Source organism: Planctobacterium sp. AWM4_229 (assembly GCF_056160305.1).
This window is the reverse complement of record NZ_JBSWWX010000006.1, coordinates 399,076-415,724: the sequence shown is the minus strand read 5'-3', so window position 1 is coordinate 415,724 and position 16,649 is coordinate 399,076. Positions and strand designations below refer to the sequence as shown.

General features: G+C 46.3%; 17 protein-coding genes. 2 read left to right on the top strand and 15 right to left on the bottom strand.

What is annotated here, in order from left to right; genetic code table 11:
- Positions 1-99 precede the first annotated feature (99 nt).
- Entirely contained in the window at positions 100-1,080 is a 981-nt protein-coding gene (rpoS, locus tag ACXAGP_RS15805; RefSeq protein WP_475262530.1) for an RNA polymerase sigma factor RpoS, read from the top strand.
- 337 nt (positions 1,081-1,417) lie between these two features.
- On the opposite strand, the gene trhA is transcribed toward rpoS, so the two are convergent.
- The gene (gene trhA, locus ACXAGP_RS15800) at positions 1,418-2,056 is read right to left on the bottom strand and encodes a PAQR family membrane homeostasis protein TrhA (RefSeq protein ID WP_475262529.1); all 639 of its coding nucleotides are present in this window, start codon (positions 2,054-2,056) and stop codon (positions 1,418-1,420) included.
- Positions 2,053-2,517, bottom strand: a complete 465-nt coding sequence (locus tag ACXAGP_RS15795; RefSeq protein WP_475262528.1) for a DUF3291 domain-containing protein — start codon at positions 2,515-2,517, stop codon at positions 2,053-2,055. The genes trhA and ACXAGP_RS15795 overlap by 4 nt, the downstream gene beginning before the upstream one ends.
- A gap of 176 nt (positions 2,518-2,693) precedes the next feature.
- Here ACXAGP_RS15795 and ACXAGP_RS15790 point away from each other — a divergent pair, with 176 nt between their 5' ends.
- Positions 2,694-3,104: a hypothetical protein gene (locus ACXAGP_RS15790; protein WP_475262527.1), complete on the top strand. Its 411-nt coding sequence runs from the start codon at positions 2,694-2,696 to the stop codon at positions 3,102-3,104.
- 285 nt (positions 3,105-3,389) lie between these two features.
- Here the strand turns inward: ACXAGP_RS15790 and ACXAGP_RS15785 are convergent, their stop codons facing one another.
- The 13 genes from ACXAGP_RS15785 to recJ form a co-directional block, all read right to left on the bottom strand.
- Positions 3,390-3,863 carry a GNAT family N-acetyltransferase gene (locus tag ACXAGP_RS15785; protein ID WP_475262526.1) on the bottom strand — a complete coding sequence of 158 codons (474 nt, stop codon included), beginning with the start codon at positions 3,861-3,863 and terminating at the stop codon, positions 3,390-3,392.
- Entirely contained in the window at positions 3,860-4,558 is a 699-nt protein-coding gene (locus tag ACXAGP_RS15780) for an aspartate/glutamate racemase family protein (protein ID WP_475262525.1), read from the bottom strand. Before ACXAGP_RS15780 ends, ACXAGP_RS15785 begins: the two co-directional genes overlap by 4 nt.
- Positions 4,558-4,977, bottom strand: a complete 420-nt coding sequence (locus ACXAGP_RS15775) for a GFA family protein (RefSeq protein WP_475262524.1) — start codon at positions 4,975-4,977, stop codon at positions 4,558-4,560. The genes ACXAGP_RS15780 and ACXAGP_RS15775 overlap by 1 nt, the downstream gene beginning before the upstream one ends.
- Positions 4,974-5,795 (bottom strand): nucleoside triphosphate pyrophosphohydrolase, encoded by an 822-nt coding sequence (mazG, locus tag ACXAGP_RS15770; RefSeq protein ID WP_475262523.1) that lies wholly within the window; start codon positions 5,793-5,795, stop codon positions 4,974-4,976. The genes ACXAGP_RS15775 and mazG overlap by 4 nt, the downstream gene beginning before the upstream one ends.
- Positions 5,796-5,869: 74 nt before the next feature.
- The gene (locus tag ACXAGP_RS15765) at positions 5,870-7,834 is read right to left on the bottom strand and encodes a TonB-dependent receptor plug domain-containing protein (protein WP_475262522.1); all 1,965 of its coding nucleotides are present in this window, start codon (positions 7,832-7,834) and stop codon (positions 5,870-5,872) included.
- 120 nt (positions 7,835-7,954) lie between these two features.
- Complete coding sequence (locus ACXAGP_RS15760) at positions 7,955-8,929, bottom strand: GAF domain-containing protein (protein ID WP_475262521.1); 975 nt, start codon at positions 8,927-8,929, stop codon at positions 7,955-7,957.
- An 80-nt stretch (positions 8,930-9,009) separates the two neighbouring features.
- Positions 9,010-11,166 carry a GTP diphosphokinase gene (relA, locus tag ACXAGP_RS15755; RefSeq protein ID WP_475262520.1) on the bottom strand — a complete coding sequence of 719 codons (2,157 nt, stop codon included), beginning with the start codon at positions 11,164-11,166 and terminating at the stop codon, positions 9,010-9,012.
- 16 nt (positions 11,167-11,182) lie between these two features.
- On the bottom strand, positions 11,183-12,616 hold the full coding sequence (gene rlmD / locus ACXAGP_RS15750) for a 23S rRNA (uracil(1939)-C(5))-methyltransferase RlmD (RefSeq protein WP_475262519.1): 1,434 nt from the start codon (positions 12,614-12,616) through the stop codon (positions 11,183-11,185).
- 13 nt (positions 12,617-12,629) lie between these two features.
- Positions 12,630-13,361: a pyridoxine 5'-phosphate synthase gene (pdxJ, locus tag ACXAGP_RS15745; protein WP_475262518.1), complete on the bottom strand. Its 732-nt coding sequence runs from the start codon at positions 13,359-13,361 to the stop codon at positions 12,630-12,632.
- 31 nt (positions 13,362-13,392) lie between these two features.
- Positions 13,393-14,091 carry a DNA repair protein RecO gene (gene recO / locus ACXAGP_RS15740; protein WP_475262517.1) on the bottom strand — a complete coding sequence of 233 codons (699 nt, stop codon included), beginning with the start codon at positions 14,089-14,091 and terminating at the stop codon, positions 13,393-13,395.
- 16 nt (positions 14,092-14,107) lie between these two features.
- On the bottom strand, positions 14,108-14,383 hold the full coding sequence (locus ACXAGP_RS15735; RefSeq protein ID WP_475262516.1) for a hypothetical protein: 276 nt from the start codon (positions 14,381-14,383) through the stop codon (positions 14,108-14,110).
- A 34-nt stretch (positions 14,384-14,417) separates the two neighbouring features.
- Positions 14,418-14,876: a DUF302 domain-containing protein gene (locus ACXAGP_RS15730; RefSeq protein WP_475262515.1), complete on the bottom strand. Its 459-nt coding sequence runs from the start codon at positions 14,874-14,876 to the stop codon at positions 14,418-14,420.
- Positions 14,877-14,897: 21 nt separating this feature from the next.
- Entirely contained in the window at positions 14,898-16,619 is a 1,722-nt protein-coding gene (recJ, locus tag ACXAGP_RS15725) for a single-stranded-DNA-specific exonuclease RecJ (RefSeq protein WP_475262514.1), read from the bottom strand.
- Positions 16,620-16,649 lie beyond the last annotated feature (30 nt).

Below are 16,649 nucleotides of genomic sequence, written 5' to 3'. Positions count from 1 at the left end.
CCCACTACGTTACTTACCCAAAAGATAATACAGAATAACAATAAAAATAAATGACGTGGGAAAGGTATAACTGATAATCCATGACAGGAGAGTTCACTCATGGCCAATAATAGTACCTCAGTCATTGAACTTGCTGCCTCAGAAAATCTGGATGAAGAAGCTTCAGATATGGAAGTCGAGGAAATAGATCAAAGTGACGCACTCGAAGACATACTTGCCAGTCAGGAAGAAATTCATAAGAATCTTGACGCCACACAACTCTATCTTGGAGAGATAGGATTTTCACCATTACTTTCAGCTGAAGAAGAAGTTTATTTTGCACGCCGAGCTCTTAAGGGAGACGAAGCTTCGCGCAAACGCATGATAGTCAGTAACTTGCGTTTGGTTGTTAAAATCGCGCGTCGTTACAACAACCGCGGTTTGGCTCTCTTGGATTTAATCGAAGAAGGCAATCTTGGTTTAATTCGCGCCGTTGAAAAGTTTGATCCAGAACGTGGTTTCCGCTTCTCAACCTACGCCACCTGGTGGATTCGCCAGACAATTGAACGCGCCATCATGAATCAAACTCGTACTATTCGATTACCGATTCATGTAGTTAAAGAGCTCAACGTGTATTTGCGTGCAGCCAGAGAACTAGCGCAGAAATTGGATCACGAACCGACCGCAGAAGAAATCGCAGAAGCGCTACAAAAACCCGTGAAAGACGTGGCAAAGATGTTGCGCCTTAATGAGCGTATTACTTCTGTTGACACTCCCATTGGTAGTGAAAATGACAAAGCGCTATTAGACGTTATTGCCGATGAGCGGGGCAGTGGCCCTGAAGACGAAGTACAAGACAACGATATTCGTTGCAATATTGTGGAATGGTTGGGTGAGCTCAATCCTAAACAACGAGAAGTACTTGCACGACGTTTTGGCTTATTAGGCTATGAGCCATCAACACTTGAGGATGTAGGCGCTGAGATAGGCTTAACGCGTGAGCGTGTGAGACAAATTCAAGTGGAAGCACTACGCCGATTGCGAGAGATCTTGTCGCAACAAGGTTTGAGTCTCGAGTCGTTGTTTAACAAACTGCAATAGTCAGTTTCAAACTAAAAACAAAGCCACATTGATATGTGGCTTTTTTGTAGGTTCGCATTAAGCTACAGGGACGTACTGAATGCCGATTTTGTCGGGAACATTAATCGGCGATGCGGACAACATTGGTTTAATCTCGATTCCGTGTCTAAATGAGTGATTTTTTACTCTTGCAAATTAGGCATTCCACCATCTACGGTGATTAAGCAGAACTCCATGAATGCCTTTTATGTCGGGAACATTTAAACGGCGAGCTGCAGGGATGTAGTGAATGCCGTTTATGTCGGGAACATTTAAATGGCCACTCGGACAGCATTGCTTGAACGTCACACCTTTGTTCTCACAAAACGTGCTGGTAGATAGCATAAAAGTGACATCCTCCGCCAATCATCACCATGATATGGAACCCAGCATGGGTATAAGGCAAACGTTTAAAGGAATACAATATAGCGCCAATGGTATACACCACCCCGCCTGCGGCAAGCCACAAAAAGCCTTGGTAGGAAAGGTTTTCAAGCAACGTCTTACCCACAAACACAATTAGCCACCCCATGAATAAATATACCCCCGTTGAGAGTAACTTAAAGCGGCCGGTAAAAAACAACTTGAGAGTAATGCCAATCGTTGCTAAAGCCCAGCTAATACCGAAAATCCACCAGCCAGTTTCAGCGGGCAATATTAACAATGTAAAAGGGGTATAAGTGCCAGCAATAAACACAAAGATAGCACAGTGATCCAGCACTCTTAATTTCGCTCTTACGCGGGGGTTGGTAGCACGGTGATACAGAGTAGAAGCTAAAAACAGCAGTACCATGCTAAAGCCAAAGATAACCGCAGAAGTAAAAGCAACATAATTCAGCGAATAGCTCTTGAGCACCAGCAACACCAAACCAACACAAGCTAAAACTAAGCCGAGAAAATGAGACCAGATGTTAATTTGTTCTTCGCGCTGCGAATATTGGGCCGCTTGAGCGCTCATTGTGCCTCCAAAGCTTGTGCGGGTGTGAACAGCTTCTTAAATGAAAATGCGCTTGCAGTGTCGCCGTTAGTTCTGAGATAAGCTAACTTGTCTTTCGCTTCAGACAGCGTGGGAATGTGCCCTTGGGGTATCCACCATAACACGTAGGTAGCCTCCTTCACTGATTTGAACCACTCTTTTTTTCGTTTCAAAAAATGGGCATGTTCAGTTTTGAAAAGAAACGACTTTAAACTCTTAGGATCCCGCCAAACGGTTAAATTGGCAATAATATTTGGATCTTCGTAAACCGGGATGGCGGTTGCATTGCCTGTGTCATCTTTCATGCGCCAAATAAAGCCAGGAGAAGACTCACCAAGGGAATTGATCCTTTCAAGGTTATCCACAAATTCCTGCATTACCGGGGAATCCAATGAAGCTAATGCAGTGGCTATGTTCAATTGAGCAAGATGATAGTTTGCCATCGCTTGTCCGTTTTAGCGTCGTTGTCGTTGTATTTTGTCACCTTACCCGTTCCAGCAGGTAAATCACAATTTTTCCGCACAATTAATTTTGTAAAAAGATACGACTAATATACTATTTTCAAAGGCGAACAAGGGTCTTACACTCTACTTTCTTATGGAATCAATGAAGCGGTCTTATGGCAAGATTTAAACAGCATGGAAAATTTGAAGCACAACTTGTGGGCCGTATCATTGTATTTAAGGGCACCGGCCCTTGGAATGTGGAATCCATGAATGCCGCTGCAGACGAATTTATTGCGTTGACTGAGCCCCTTTATAACAAGCCTTGGGGGATGGTAGGAGACTTTTACGGACAGCCAGTACACGTGCCAGAAGCGGCCGAAAAACTGGTGGAAATCGTCAAACAGGAAAAGCAGCTCGGTCGCGTAGCAACAGGATTAGTCACTGTTCATTGTGACGTACCCGCAATGGCAAAACAGCACCTGAAAACAATTTATGAGCAAGCGGGCGAACCCCACAAGTTTTTCGACTCCACAGACGACGCCATTGCATGGGTAAATGAACAGATATCAGCCGCTATACCATGACAATGTACCACTGCGCCCAAAAGACCATTTCAGATACACGTTTAAATATTCAATACCGTATAACCCCAAACACAAGCCGCAATCAGGCTCATTACAGCAGCACCTAATTTTTCACTATTATCGTTTGGCATGTTCGAGGCCCTCTCAAAACATTTATCAGGTTGTTATGGTGACAAGGACATGACCAATACAAAAGCAGGAAAATGGGGAACACTATTCAGAAAAAAGCGAAATTATCTGCTCCAATACCAGAGTAAGCGAGACTATACCAATAGCCCTTTGAGTTTAGAGCTTAAATTCCAGAAGCGGTAATGTTCGCCCGGCAATGCTCTGTGAAGGAATGAGTGAGACGCGTTTTGCGCCCATTTTTAAATAAAAGGCCTCCGCGTTTGGGTCAGAAGCAATGGATAACGTCTTTGCACCGGACTGCTGAGCACATACCACTAAATCCTGCCATAAAATCCTTCCTACGCCGCTACCGATGTAATCTGGTGAAACAAATAACGCTTCTACCTCAAAATGACTGTCGGTATGTTGCTCAAGACAATAAAACCCTGCGATTTCGTCTCCTGATTCAAGTAGCTTAAACTGATATGGTGACGCCAATAACTTTTCAGGAGTGATGGTTAATTCTGAACGACAATTGGCAATGAACCCATCGGAATATCCCCAATATTGCTTTGAATCTAATGCCAATTTCGTTAACCGGGCGACCTCATCTATACGGGGTTTCCTGAGCAAAGCGGATACCTTATTCATGTCAAAGCAAATTCGATTGCCGCTGCTGCGTGTATTTGCGTGGTGTCAAACAATGGCAGGCTACAGTTTTCCTGTTGTACCAGCAGTCCGATTTCCGTGCATCCCAAAATCACCGCTTGAGCCCCTTGTTCCTCTAACCCGCTAATAATCTTGAGATAGACCTCTTCTGAAGCGGGATTAATCCTGCCAAGACAAAGCTCGTCATAAATTATCTTATTTATCAGGGCCTGTTCGGCTGCTTCGGGTACAATAACCTCAATACCAAACCGCTCTTGTATACGCCCCTTATAAAAGTCTTTTTGCATGGTAAATACCGTGCCCAGTAAAGCCACTTTATTTAGATTTTCGCTTTGAATGACTTGTGCTGTGGCATCTGCGATATGCAACAACGGAATATTAATTGCCGCAGCAACTTCATCTGCAACCAGGTGCATGGTATTCGTGCCAATCAGGACACAATCGGCCCCTGCCTTTTCTAAGGCCTTAGCATGAGAACACAATAATTCTGCCATCTGCTCCCATTGCTCTTGTTCTTGCATTTGGGCGATGGGCGCGAAATCAACACTGCGTATAACTATTTCAGCAGAGTGTAAGCCCCCCAACCTATCCGCAACGCCTTGATTTATTTGTTGATAGTAGCCTTGTGTACTTTGCCAACTCATGCCTCCTAATATACCAATTACCCTCAAAACCATTACTCCTCGGATGGAAACTGTGAACAACGTTTGGCTTTAATACCAGCCTCATACCAATTAGCTTTGTCATCCCAGAAAATATTGTAATCAATTAAATCAATGGGTGGATTGTCAAGGCTGCCAATGGGTACGAACATCCACTCGCCAGACTTGCCCATGAAGGGCAGTCCCGAGCCACAGTTACGGCAAAAAGCATTGCTAAAGGCTCGGCCTGTGGGACAGGAAAATTGACTTATCCACTCCTCGCCCCGACTAAACTGCACGGCCTCAGGTTTGATCTGCATATTACTGGCATGTGCCGACCCCGTTAATTTGCGACACTGCTGGCAATGACAAAAATAGCTGGCTTTAGGGGTCCCTTTCACCTGGAATGCGACCTTGCCGCAGTAGCATCCTCCTGAAAGCGTTAACTCAGTCATGAGGGAGTATCCTGCTTTTCGGTTACTTTGACCTGCTGCCATAGTAATTCTAGCTCTTGCAATGACATAGCTTGCAAATCCTGTTGGGCAGTCGCCAGTTCTTCCACCTGGCGAAAGCGCCGTTCAAACTTGCGATTGGCTTTTAATAGCGCTTGTTCTGGGTCTACGTTGCAATGCCTCGCCAGATTTAAGGTAGCAAATAGCAAATCACCAATTTCTTCCGCCTGTGCTTCACCGTCCTGCTGCGCACAGGCCTCTAGTACTTCGGTAATTTCCTCATGTATCTTATCTGCCACTTGCTGTTTGTCATCCCAATCAAATCCCACTTTGGCGCAGCGCTTTTGCAGCTTAATGGCTCTCTTCATCGGCGCCATCCCTCTTGGGATATTGGCAAGAATGCTGCCATCCTCCACTTTACCTTGCTCTTGTCGCTCCTGTTGCTTAATCGCTTCCCAATTAGCATTGAGTTCTTCTTCAGTATTTATTTGGCTATCAGAAAACACATGAGGGTGGCGTCTTATTAGCTTTTCAGCAACATGCGCCGCGATTTGGTCAAAATCAAACGCTGTCTGCTCTTGCCCCAACTGCGCATAAAACACCACCTGGAATAACAAATCGCCCAGTTCATCTTTGATATCCGCCATATTGCCTTCAGCAATGGCATCAGCGACTTCATAAGCCTCTTCAATGGTAAACGGGACAATGCTGCCAAAGGTTTGCTCTTTGTCCCATGGACACCCCGAAACCGGATGCCGCAACTGTTCCATCACCCATAAGATACGGGCAACTCCCGGAAATTCCTGGTTATTAGAAGACATAAAATCAAAAGTACACTAATGAAATAAATTGACTTGTTATATTGGCGAGTTCGGGTAAGAAAAGCCAGAGCTAGTTAAAAAATCACGGATAGTCCGATATTAGCCTGCCGTCCGGCGCCAGCTGGATGCGTGTTAATGCTGCCCCCCGCAATGTCCGGTTGATAAAGTACGTCATCAAGCGCATTGGTAATATAAACACTTAAAAAGCTTTGTGTGTCACTCAGCCAATTGAGAGGGTGGCGGTAGTGCAATGTCAATTCAAAGCGACGATCTGCTTCAGGGTTTACCGGTTGCGCGTTTGGACTGCGAATTGTATTGGAATGAAACGCATCTTGGGCATTTAAGAACGCAGAAAGCTGACTACCAGATGCGAAAGTTTTCGACATGCCAATTTTAAACAACCAGTCCGGCATCAGGGTATAGTCATCTTTGCCATGGGCTTCATTTTGCTGCCAGATAAAGGCTGCATCCAGTTGCAGATCAGTACTGAAATAGTGCTTCATTTCCCACTCCAATCCCCAAGAGTCAAGGCTTCCGGTATTGATAAAATCCAGTACTCTATCTGCCGCGCGCGTTCGGCCGATTAAATTGGTCAGCTCACTGCGAAACCCGGTTAACGCCCAATGAGTTTGTTCGTTGTTGCTGTAATACTGAATCTCAAGGGTTTCGATTTCCTCAGGCTCCAGCCCCGGATTTCCTCTCAGTCCACCTCGATTGTTACCCTCAGCATCGCAGCAAACAACCAAGTCAAAGTTAGTCTCTACTGAGTACGCTGCACGAAATGCTTCGCCCCACAACAGCTTGATGCCACGTTGTGTATCTATGGTCCAGTTTAGTCCTCCACGAAACACCCATTTACCTTGTACATCTGGCACCTTGTTATATTGGATACCGATAAAGCCATTGAGACGCTCGAAGTCTTCCGTCTGAAACTGCAGATAGGCATTTTCCCAATTGCGAGAAAAAGCGGGTATGGGCGCTGCGCGCAAACCGTCTTTTGTCTCCACCTCCTGATGCCATACCGTCCCCCCTGCTAATAAATGGCCTTTCCAGATGTCAGTGTGATGCCAGGTGACCTCCGCCAACCAATTATCAGACAACGCATCATAATTATAATGACTAAAGTCTGACCCCGAATAACTGAGATTGGTGTCAATATATTGCGCTTGTGACAGTGTTAATTGGTAACCAATATCCAGTGTAGTGCGCTGTGAGGTAACCTGACGCTGTGCTTGTGGAGGGTCACCAGACCAGACCGAAACAGCCCCCCAAAAGTCTTGTTCACTGCGCATAATCGCCCCGGACCAGGTAAACTGTCCCTGCTTACCGGATAACACTAAGCTGGCATTTTTCTCTCCAGCATCAAAGGCTCCTGATTGACCTCGATTGTCGATGGCACTATGGCGCCATCCCGACTCTGAATAAAGTTTTCCGGCGACATTCCAATAACCGTTTTCGAGGCTCTCTCCCCAGTTTAGCTCGGCATTGGCTTTGCCATCTTCGCCAATAGCCAGGTGCAGCTGTTTTGCACTTTCAGTATGGGTGATGATGTTAATCACCCCCAAAAAGGCATTACTGCCATAAAGAACCGAGCCCGGTCCTCTAATCATTTCAATTTGCTGAATACTTGAGACGGGAAAAGCAGAAAAGATAGCGAAATTCTGTCCGCCAGTAAAACTATCCCTCAAAGGGCGTCCATTAATAAGTATCAATACTTCATTATTTGAATGGGTCAATTGAGTACCGCGAAGAACCGCGAGATTTTGCGGATAAAAGAAGGAACCCATCATTTGCACGCTGGGTAATCGTTGTAATACTTCCAGTAAGGATTGTGCCCCGTAACTGGCAATGTCTTCTTTGCTTAGGATCGATATTACCGCAGGAGATTGCTCACGGCTTTGCACAAACTTGCCCGCGGTGGCCACATTGACGTTGAGCAATTCTTCGAAGGAAAAATCCGCCAGCTCATTGAGGCTGTCATCAGCCTGGCAGGGTATCATCAAAACACTTGCGGCTATCGCAAAAGCGATTCTTTTCATCTGTTAATCACTTTTTCAGTTTCTCTAATAAAGCTAGATTAATTCAGCGAATTGTGCGAACTAGATTATTTCTAAATTGTGTCTTTTATCACTCATTTTCGGGACTCGTCATATAAGACACTATGTTACACCTCTATCTTCAGCGGCTTTACTATCGAGTGCTTCACTGCGCAAGGCATTGTGAATGGCCACAGCAGAATATGCCGCGATGGATTCAATATTGTGACATTGCTCGGCATCCAAAGCTTGCTTGCGAGCCATAAATAACGTCAACAAACCAATGAGCTTTCCATCAATTTGTATTGGCACCACAAACACACTGCCGTGCTGTAATTGCGGATTATTTGCCATAAGATGCAGCAGCGCTTGCTGTTCTTCATTATCGAGGTAGTGCTCTGAACAGCGCAGCAAATCAAACAAATACAAAGATGTTTGATTTTTAATTACCCATTGCTCCATCATTTCAAAGACCTTTAGAGCCTCGTCATTGAGACTCAGGCTTCCTGCTGGTTGGCGGATTAATTTGGGTACCAGCTTGTCGCCTTCGACAATCATTGCGCGAAAACAATCAAAGCTAGCCAACTCGCAAATATTGCTATGAACCACTTCCATAATGTCATTTAACTTCCGGGTTCGTGTTATTTTTTGGCCTATTTGGGTAAGCAGGCTCAAGTGATCTGAAACTTTGCGAAAGTGATCGGCGCGCCGCTCAGAGCTTTTTGCTTCCCGAGATAAACTTAGCATTCCCCACAAGGTGAACAGGGCAGCCGCCGTCTTAAAGCTATTCTCCAACAAAGCCGGCCAGTGACGCACTACAAAAAACTCATCGATAAAATCGGCACTGCCGCCAATGAACATACACAACATGGCAGCAACCAGGCGAACCTTGGTGCTTTCGTGCATATTCGAAGCAGCGATAAATGAGGAAAATATACCGGCCATTATCACGGTACTGGCTTCGCCGATAACATCCAGCACATCGACATCTGCCCAAGCAATCGGCGGGAAAACAAAATAAACGATAACACACCAAAGTATGCTACTCAGAGCCATTAGCCAAAGCGCTTTAGCAATAAATAACTGCCTGTAAGACATCAACACCTGCCGCATATTAACCTTCGCTTATTGCACCATCAATGTGTGTCAAAACGATGAACGCAATCAGGCTATTCACCTCAATGCTCTATGCGTTTTACTTCCAGCACGTTACGCACTTTTTCCAGTTTAGTAATGAGTCGAGCCAGGGAGTTCAGATCTTTTACCTCCAATGTCAAACCGATATTGGCGGTGTGTTCCTGTTCGTTACTTTCACTGTGTACCCCTAAAAGCGACACTTTCTCATTGCCCAGCACGGTGGTTATTTCTCGTAAAATACCGTCACGGTCATAACAGAAAATATCCACTTTGGTTTTAAACGCGCCTTTAACTTCTGAAGACCAGTTGACTTCAATGCCCCGCTCCGGGTTTTGCGTCAACATACCCTTTAATTGCTCACAGTCTTTTTTGTGAACACTCACACCTCGTCCCAGCGTGATGTATCCGTACACGGGGTCGCCCGGTAACGGCTGACAACAACCCGCCAGCACCGACATCAGGTTCCCCACGCCTTCCACGACAATTTGATCCCCCGAGCTCGCTTTAGACTTAGTCGCTTTGGTTTTAACCCGTGGGTCGATGTCTGGCTTTGGCTGAACTTTTTGTTGTAGGTGATTGATAACCTGCATAACACCTACGTCGCCGCCGCCCACAGCAACGTATAAGTCTTCCAGCGATTGCACGTTGAATCGATCGTGGACATCGTTCAACAGGTCTTTATCCAGGCGCGCTTTCAGAATTTCATTCAACAGCATATCCTTGCCTGCCTGCAGATTTTTATCCTTGTCTTGTTTTTTGAACCAGGTAGCAATTTTGGCTCGGGCTCGACTGGACAATACGTAACCCATACTGGAATTCATCCAGTCCCGGCTGGGGTTAGCGTGCTTGCCTGTGAGGATCTCTACCTGATCCCCAGTCTGCAGCTGATAAGTGAGCGGCACAATGCGCCCGGCTATTTTCGCGCCATTACAGCGATGTCCAACATTGGTATGCACATAATAGGCGAAATCCAATGGCGTACTGCCTCTGGGCAAATCAATAATGTCGCCTTTCGGCGTAAAGACATAAACCCGATCATCGAAAACCTGGCTACGCAATTCTTCCACAATATCCCCCGACTCTGACATATCGTCTTGCCAGGCGAGAATTTTGCGCAGCCAGTTAATTTTATCTTCAAAGCTGTCGTTACTGCCGCTTTTCCCCTCTTTGTATTTCCAGTGGGCTGCCACGCCTAATTCGGCATCATCGTGCATCTTCTGGGTGCGAATTTGCACTTCAATGGTTTTGCCTTCCGGCCCTAAAATAACGGTGTGAATAGACTGATAACCATTGGGCTTAGGTGTCGCTATATAATCATCAAATTCGCGCGGAATATGCTGCCAACTGGCATGCACGGCACCTAACACCGTGTAACAGTCTTGCAGGGAGTCAGCAATAATACGGGTTGCGCGGATATCGAAAAGCTGCTCAAAAGTCAGGCCTTTCTTTTGCATCTTTTTCCAGATACTGAAAATGTGCTTTGGTCGTCCGTAAACTTTCGCCTTAACCCCTTGCTCATCTAAACGTTGCTGCATCACCTCGACAAAGTGCTCAACATAATTAAGTCGTTCGGTGCGTTTTTCCCGCAACATTTTGGCAATCTGTTTGTAGGACTCAGGATGCAAATAGCGAAATGAGAGATCTTCCAGTTCCCACTTCAACTGACCAATCCCCAACCGGTTGGCCAATGGCGCGTAGATACTAGCGCACTCGCGGGCGGTCATGACTCGGGTTTCTTCATCGGCATCTTTAACTTGCCGCAGTTTAATAATGCGTTCCGCCAGTTTAATCACCACAGCCCGCACATCTTGCACCATGGACAACAACATGCGGCGAATGTTGTCAATTTGGCCTTCATCGGCTTTGATATATTGGCTGGAATGCAAAGTTCGAATGGCACTCATGCGACGCACGCCCTGAACCAGAGCTTGAATCTCAGGCGAGAACTGCTCTGCGATGGCTTCATCGGATAACTCTCTGACCTGACAATAGGTATAAACGAAAGACGCCAACATGGTCTCATCATCCATTTGCAGCTCTTGCAGCATTTCTACCATTTCCTGGCCGATTAACAGGATTTCAGGTTGTTCGAGAATTGTGGCCAGCTTTTCTTTGGTTTTGTCAGAGACTTTGAGGTTGTCCAACCACTCCTCAAACCCGGGGCGGATATCGCTATGGACAGTTCTGACTGAAACCATGAGTTAACTTACTCCTTTATTTTCTGGCGGGGACAAATAATCCCATAATTTCTGTATGGGCAGTTTGTGGAAACATATCAATTAAAGACAATTTTGTTAATTGATAGTTTGCGGATAGTAATTTTGCAATATCTCTGCCGAAAGTGGCCGGATTGCAGGAAATATACAGTATTGCTTCGGGAGCCTTGGAAATAAGCGTCTCTATCGCCTCGAAAGCACCAGCTCGCGCGGGGTCCAGAACCACCTTGTTACATTTTAGCCGAGATACGGCTTTCAAGGTATCTGCCCCAGATAGATCGCCGGATATAAATTCCACATTGTGAATATTGTTCCGTTGTGCATTGTTTTGCGCCATTTGCACCATTTCGGGTACACCCTCAAAGCCAATAACGCGATGGCACTGTTGCGCCATAGGTAAAGTGAAGTTACCTACCCCACAAAACAAATCCAGCACCTGATCTTGCTCAGTTAGTTCCAACCAATTCAGCGCTTGCTGCACCATAGCTTGATTCAGTTGCGGATTGACCTGGACAAAATCGTCTGGTGCGATGCGAAAGACAATATCTTGCTCATTATCACCAGCCAAACCACTTTGCAGTGCATAGGCCATAAGCGCTGGCTCACCACTTAGCCATTCATAACGCTTCTGGCCATAGTCGATAATCAGCAAACAATCTTGTTCAGTTTGAAACTGCTCCAGCAAGTGTTTATCAGACGAACCAAGGGCTCTGGTCATTCTCAGGGTGACATAGTTCTGTGGCTTATAACCCGCTCCACAGGTGTATTGCGCTGACTCCTGTACACCTGAAAACAGAATGACATGTCCAAGATATTTTACTGACTTTAAAAGGGCCAGCATCCGATTCAGTGGCTGCAACAGTTTTTGCAGTTCAGGTTCCAGCACCTGACACTCAGAGACAGATACAACCTCATTGCCCTCTCCGCGAAAGCCCAGCTTGATCTGCTCAGGATTTCGGGCGTCTACAGCCAATCGAACCTTGCGTCGATAACCGCGACTGTTGCAGATTAATGGTGCGTTCCAGGGTAAATATCTGGTGCTTAACCCGGTCAATTTAGCCAGTAATTTGGCAACGGCATTTTGCTTTTCTGAGAGTAAATATTCAGGTTCAGCGTATTGTGTTTGACAGCCGCCACAGGTGTCAAAATGAGGACAAAATGGCTCGATTCTATGGGGCGAAGCCTGTTCTATTTCCAGCACATTTGCTTTAATCACATTTTTCTGATGGCTGCTTTCCTGTACCCGGCAAGACTCCCCCGGCAATGCTCCGGAAACAAACATGACGGGAGCGCCGGGTACCACGCCTTTGGCTTCGTGCTCAAGGTGATCAATCGTGACCCGATGTTGTTTGCCTGTGTTGCGCAGTGCAGCTTTACCGTTAGCCGAGCGTTTCCTGGACGGGCCCTTTTTCGGGCGAAAAACCTGAACCATAAGCTGCTGACGACTAGCGTCTCGCCTCTTGCATTAAATTGCGCATGTCGGTTACCGCCTTGGCTAAACCATCAAAAGCGGCTCTGGCAATAATTGCATGGCCAATATTCAATTCGATCAACTGTGGAATGGCGGCAATGGGCTTAACATTGTGATAATGCAGTCCGTGGCCCGCATTGACTTTGAGGCCAATGGAATCAGCGTATTCAATGCCCACTTTGAGTTTTTGCAGCTCAACTTGTTGTTCGTGCTCTGATTGAGCTTCGGCGTATTGGCCAGTGTGAATTTCAATATATTCAGCGCCCGTGGCTTTGGCGGCATCAATCTGGGCTTTATCAGCATCAATAAACAAAGATACGATAATCCCCTGCGCCATTAATTTTGCAGAGGCATCGCTGACTCGCTCAAGACTGCCAACTACGTCAAGTCCACCTTCGGTGGTCAACTCTTCGCGTTTTTCCGGCACCAAACAACAAAACACAGGATTAACTTCAGTGGCGATATTGACCATTTCATCAGTCACAGCCATTTCCAGGTTCAAGCGGGTATTTATGGTTTCTTTTAACAAACGCACGTCGCGATCTTTGATGTGGCGTCGATCTTCTCTGAGGTGCACGGTGATGCCATCGGCACCCGCTCGCTCGGCGATATCCGCAGCGTGAACAGGATCCGGGTAATGCGTACCTCTTGCGTTGCGCAAGGTTGCAATATGATCAATGTTCACCCCTAAATAAATATCATTCATGTTGGTCCCTTCAATTCTTGTATTACTTATTTTACAGAGGTTTTTGAAATAACTCTCGGCTCTTTAGCGGTTTATTACCTAAAAACGGACTCAATGCCAGACGAGTGAAGCGTTTTGCCGCTTTCAAACTATCAGGCGTCCAGTGAAGCTGGCCTATAGCCAACAAATCCGCACCATAAAATTGCTGTTGGCGCCTGTTGCTGCCCGCTCTTGTAAAGCCGTATTCAGGCACATAATCGTATACGTACTCCTCAACCACAGGTTCAGCCGAAGTCGCATCACTGCCAAAATCATAAGCTGCGCCCATTTCCTGCAATAAAAAAAGCTCGAACTCTCTCAGGATGGGTTCCGGATTTTCTTGCAGTGACAACTGATTCAATGTCTGCTGATAAAAGGCAAACAAGTCTTCATTTGGCTCTTCTGGTGGTAGTACCCGCACCAGCACCTCATTGCAATACATGGCGCAATACAGCGCATTGCCATGTAAGGGAATGGCTCTTGCCAGGGCCTCAGTAGCAAAGCTGGATTTTAACTCCCCATTGCCTTGTAAGCGACAAGAAAACAGCGTAAAGGGTTGAGTTAATCCCTTGTATTTATTGCTTTTACCATAAACTCCTTTGGCCACATAACGCACTTTTCCCAATTCACGACTAAAGCCAGTGACCAAGGCACTGGTTTCTTTATAGGGGGTTGCGTGCAGTAAAAACTGCTCAACCAGAAATTCAGCCATTTACACGCTCTTCTTGTCAACTTGTGCGTAATCGCACAACCCGCATGTACTCGAATTCCATGCCCGCCACTTCTTCCGTATCGGGATAGTAAGTCAGATTGACACGCGCTCCTTTTAAGTTCTTGTAGTGCTTTTTGCGGCGATACTTAAACGGCACTTCAACGCCTTCAATCATCAAGGTATGTAGCACCCAATCATCTTGTTCCCGCTGCACATGAGAAATGACCTTGCGATTCTCCGAATGAGTCAAAGCGGTGTGTTGCTCAAGCAGCTTTTTGGTTTGCTTTTCCACAATAATGCCCCTTTGTTAGCCGCTCATTTTTAATTTATTGGCTGGCCGCTTGCGCGAAATTTTCCAGTACCATACTCACCTTCTCCAGCACTGCATAACAAGGACTGTCCATATCAATATCATGGCGCTGTGCCAAATACAGTGGATCATTATACCCCAACCAAACCTGTCCTTGCTCATCTTGCCAGGCCAGCATTTTTTGCGGTAAATCCATAGCAATACTCTGCTGACATTGCATCAATGGCGTACCCACGTTGGGATTGCCAAAAATGAGTAAGGAAGTGGCGCGTAGCTGCTTGCCAACCTTTGACGCTCCCGCCTGATGGTCAATCCGACTAAACACTGTCATGCCTTTAGCTGTAAGGCCCTGGCTTAGGTTATCAAGTGTCTGAGTCACTGAATGTTGGCTTTTTATTGCAATAAGACCTTGTGCAGCAAAAACTGATGTGGAGATAAAGACGCTAAAAAGTAATACCAATTTGACTAGTTTCATATTTTTCCCGATAAGGCTTGTTCAATAAGGAGTCAGTGCATCCACCAATAACTGCACTGATTGTTGTCCGCGAAATTCATTAACATCCAGCTTATAAACTAACTGTATTTTATCACGACTGTGATTGGGCCACTGAGTCAGATCAACGTTAAAGGCGATGGCATCCAGCAAACAACCATCGGCACTCTTCACCTGCATTTTCAGGTGCTTCTCACCCACGATGCGTTGTGATATCAAACTAAAAACCCCGTCAAAAACCGGTTCCGGGAAGCCTTGTCCCCAAGGCCCTGCAGAACGCAACATTCTGGCAAAATCCAGGCTAAACTCCTGTCTGGACAACTCCCCGTCTGTCAGTATTTCTCCGCTCAACGCCTCTGGTGATAACCACTCGCTACACAAGCTTGCAAATACGGTGCGAAACTGCTGGAAATCTTCGGTATTTATAGACAAACCTGCAGCAGCAGCGTGGCCACCAAACTTGATGATCAGGCCCGGATAACGATTATTGATCTCTTCCAATAAATCTCGAAAATGCAGACCGGGAATAGAACGTCCGGATCCCTTGAGAGTATTCTCATCCTGCTGGGCAAATGCCACCACAGGCCTGAAATGCTTATCTTTAATTCTGCCGGCCAAAATACCCACAATTCCCTGGTGCCAATGGGGTTCATATAAGGCTAAGCCATCGGGCAATTGCTCACCTGCCAGTTGCATTTCAGAGAGGATGTGTTGTGCTTCTTGCTGCATTTCTGATTCAATGCTGCGCCTTTCTTGATTGAGCTGATCCAGCTGAAATGCAAAGCTACGCGCCGCTCCCGCATTGTCAGCTAATAAACACTGAATTCCTACAGTCATATCATCTAATCGACCTGCGGCATTGAGCCTGGGTCCCACGGCAAAAGCCAGATCGCTGGCAACAATATCGCTTTGCTGTCGCTTGGCCAATTCCAATAACGCACTGATACCGGGCCGGCATTTGCCGGAGCGGATGCGCTGAATTCCCTGGTGCACCAAAATACGGTTATTGTTATCCAACGGCACAACGTCGGCGACGGTTCCCAATGCCACCAAATCCAGTAACGTGCCAAGATTGGGTTTGTTCAGTTGCCGCTGTTGAAACAAACCCTGTTGCTCAAAGTGAGCACGCAAGGCCACTAGCAGGTAAAACGCTACACCGACACCCGCCAGATTTTTTGACGGAAACTCACAATCTTGCAAATTGGGATTAATAATGGCGGCGGCGTCGGGCAATTGCTCTCCCGGCAAGTGATGGTCCGTAATGATCACCGGAATTTGCAGAGAATTGGCACGCGCCACACCTTGAATACTGGAAATACCATTATCTACGGTGATCAGTATTTTTGCTCCTTCGGCAGCGGCAACATCGACGATTTCAGGACTCAGGCCATAGCCAAAATCAAAGCGGTTAGGCACCAGAAAGTCGACATTGTGAAAACCGAATTGATGCAACCCCAAGAGCAACACAGCAGTGCTGGTGGCACCGTCAGCATCAAAATCGCCGACGATGATTATCTTGTCTTGACTTGCCAATACCTGTTGCAACAATTCAACCGCTTTTTGCATGCCCGAAAGCTGTTGATAATGCAGTAATCCGGAAGCTTGATACTGTAAATCGTTATCGCAGGTGACACCGCGCGCGGCAAATAGTCGCGTCATGGTTTCAGGCCAGTGGCTCAATTCAGGTAACTCAGATGGCGCCTTGCGCCGGGTAATCTTTAACATTGAAGAAAATATTCGCAAATAGTGATCAAA

Bases quoted from the DNA above. Each gene is read 5' to 3' on its own strand.
- recO (WP_475262517.1), bottom strand. From the start codon at position 14,091: ATGGCTGAATTTCTGGTTGAGCAGTTTTTACTGCACGCAACCCCCTAT.
- ACXAGP_RS15730 (WP_475262515.1), bottom strand. From the start codon at position 14,876: ATGAAACTAGTCAAATTGGTATTACTTTTTAGCGTCTTTATCTCCACA.
- rlmD (WP_475262519.1), bottom strand. From the start codon at position 12,616: ATGGTTCAGGTTTTTCGCCCGAAAAAGGGCCCGTCCAGGAAACGCTCG.
- relA (WP_475262520.1), bottom strand. From the start codon at position 11,166: ATGGTTTCAGTCAGAACTGTCCATAGCGATATCCGCCCCGGGTTTGAG.
- trhA (WP_475262529.1), bottom strand. From the start codon at position 2,056: ATGAGCGCTCAAGCGGCCCAATATTCGCAGCGCGAAGAACAAATTAAC.
- ACXAGP_RS15775 (WP_475262524.1), bottom strand. From the start codon at position 4,977: ATGACTGAGTTAACGCTTTCAGGAGGATGCTACTGCGGCAAGGTCGCA.
- rpoS (WP_475262530.1), top strand. From the start codon at position 100: ATGGCCAATAATAGTACCTCAGTCATTGAACTTGCTGCCTCAGAAAAT.
- mazG (WP_475262523.1), bottom strand. From the start codon at position 5,795: ATGTCTTCTAATAACCAGGAATTTCCGGGAGTTGCCCGTATCTTATGG.
- ACXAGP_RS15785 (WP_475262526.1), bottom strand. From the start codon at position 3,863: ATGAATAAGGTATCCGCTTTGCTCAGGAAACCCCGTATAGATGAGGTC.
- ACXAGP_RS15760 (WP_475262521.1), bottom strand. From the start codon at position 8,929: ATGTCTTACAGGCAGTTATTTATTGCTAAAGCGCTTTGGCTAATGGCT.
- ACXAGP_RS15780 (WP_475262525.1), bottom strand. From the start codon at position 4,558: ATGGTTTTGAGGGTAATTGGTATATTAGGAGGCATGAGTTGGCAAAGT.
- pdxJ (WP_475262518.1), bottom strand. From the start codon at position 13,361: ATGAATGATATTTATTTAGGGGTGAACATTGATCATATTGCAACCTTG.
- ACXAGP_RS15765 (WP_475262522.1), bottom strand. From the start codon at position 7,834: ATGAAAAGAATCGCTTTTGCGATAGCCGCAAGTGTTTTGATGATACCC.
- recJ (WP_475262514.1), bottom strand. From the start codon at position 16,619: ATGTTAAAGATTACCCGGCGCAAGGCGCCATCTGAGTTACCTGAATTG.
- ACXAGP_RS15795 (WP_475262528.1), bottom strand. From the start codon at position 2,517: ATGGCAAACTATCATCTTGCTCAATTGAACATAGCCACTGCATTAGCT.
- ACXAGP_RS15790 (WP_475262527.1), top strand. From the start codon at position 2,694: ATGGCAAGATTTAAACAGCATGGAAAATTTGAAGCACAACTTGTGGGC.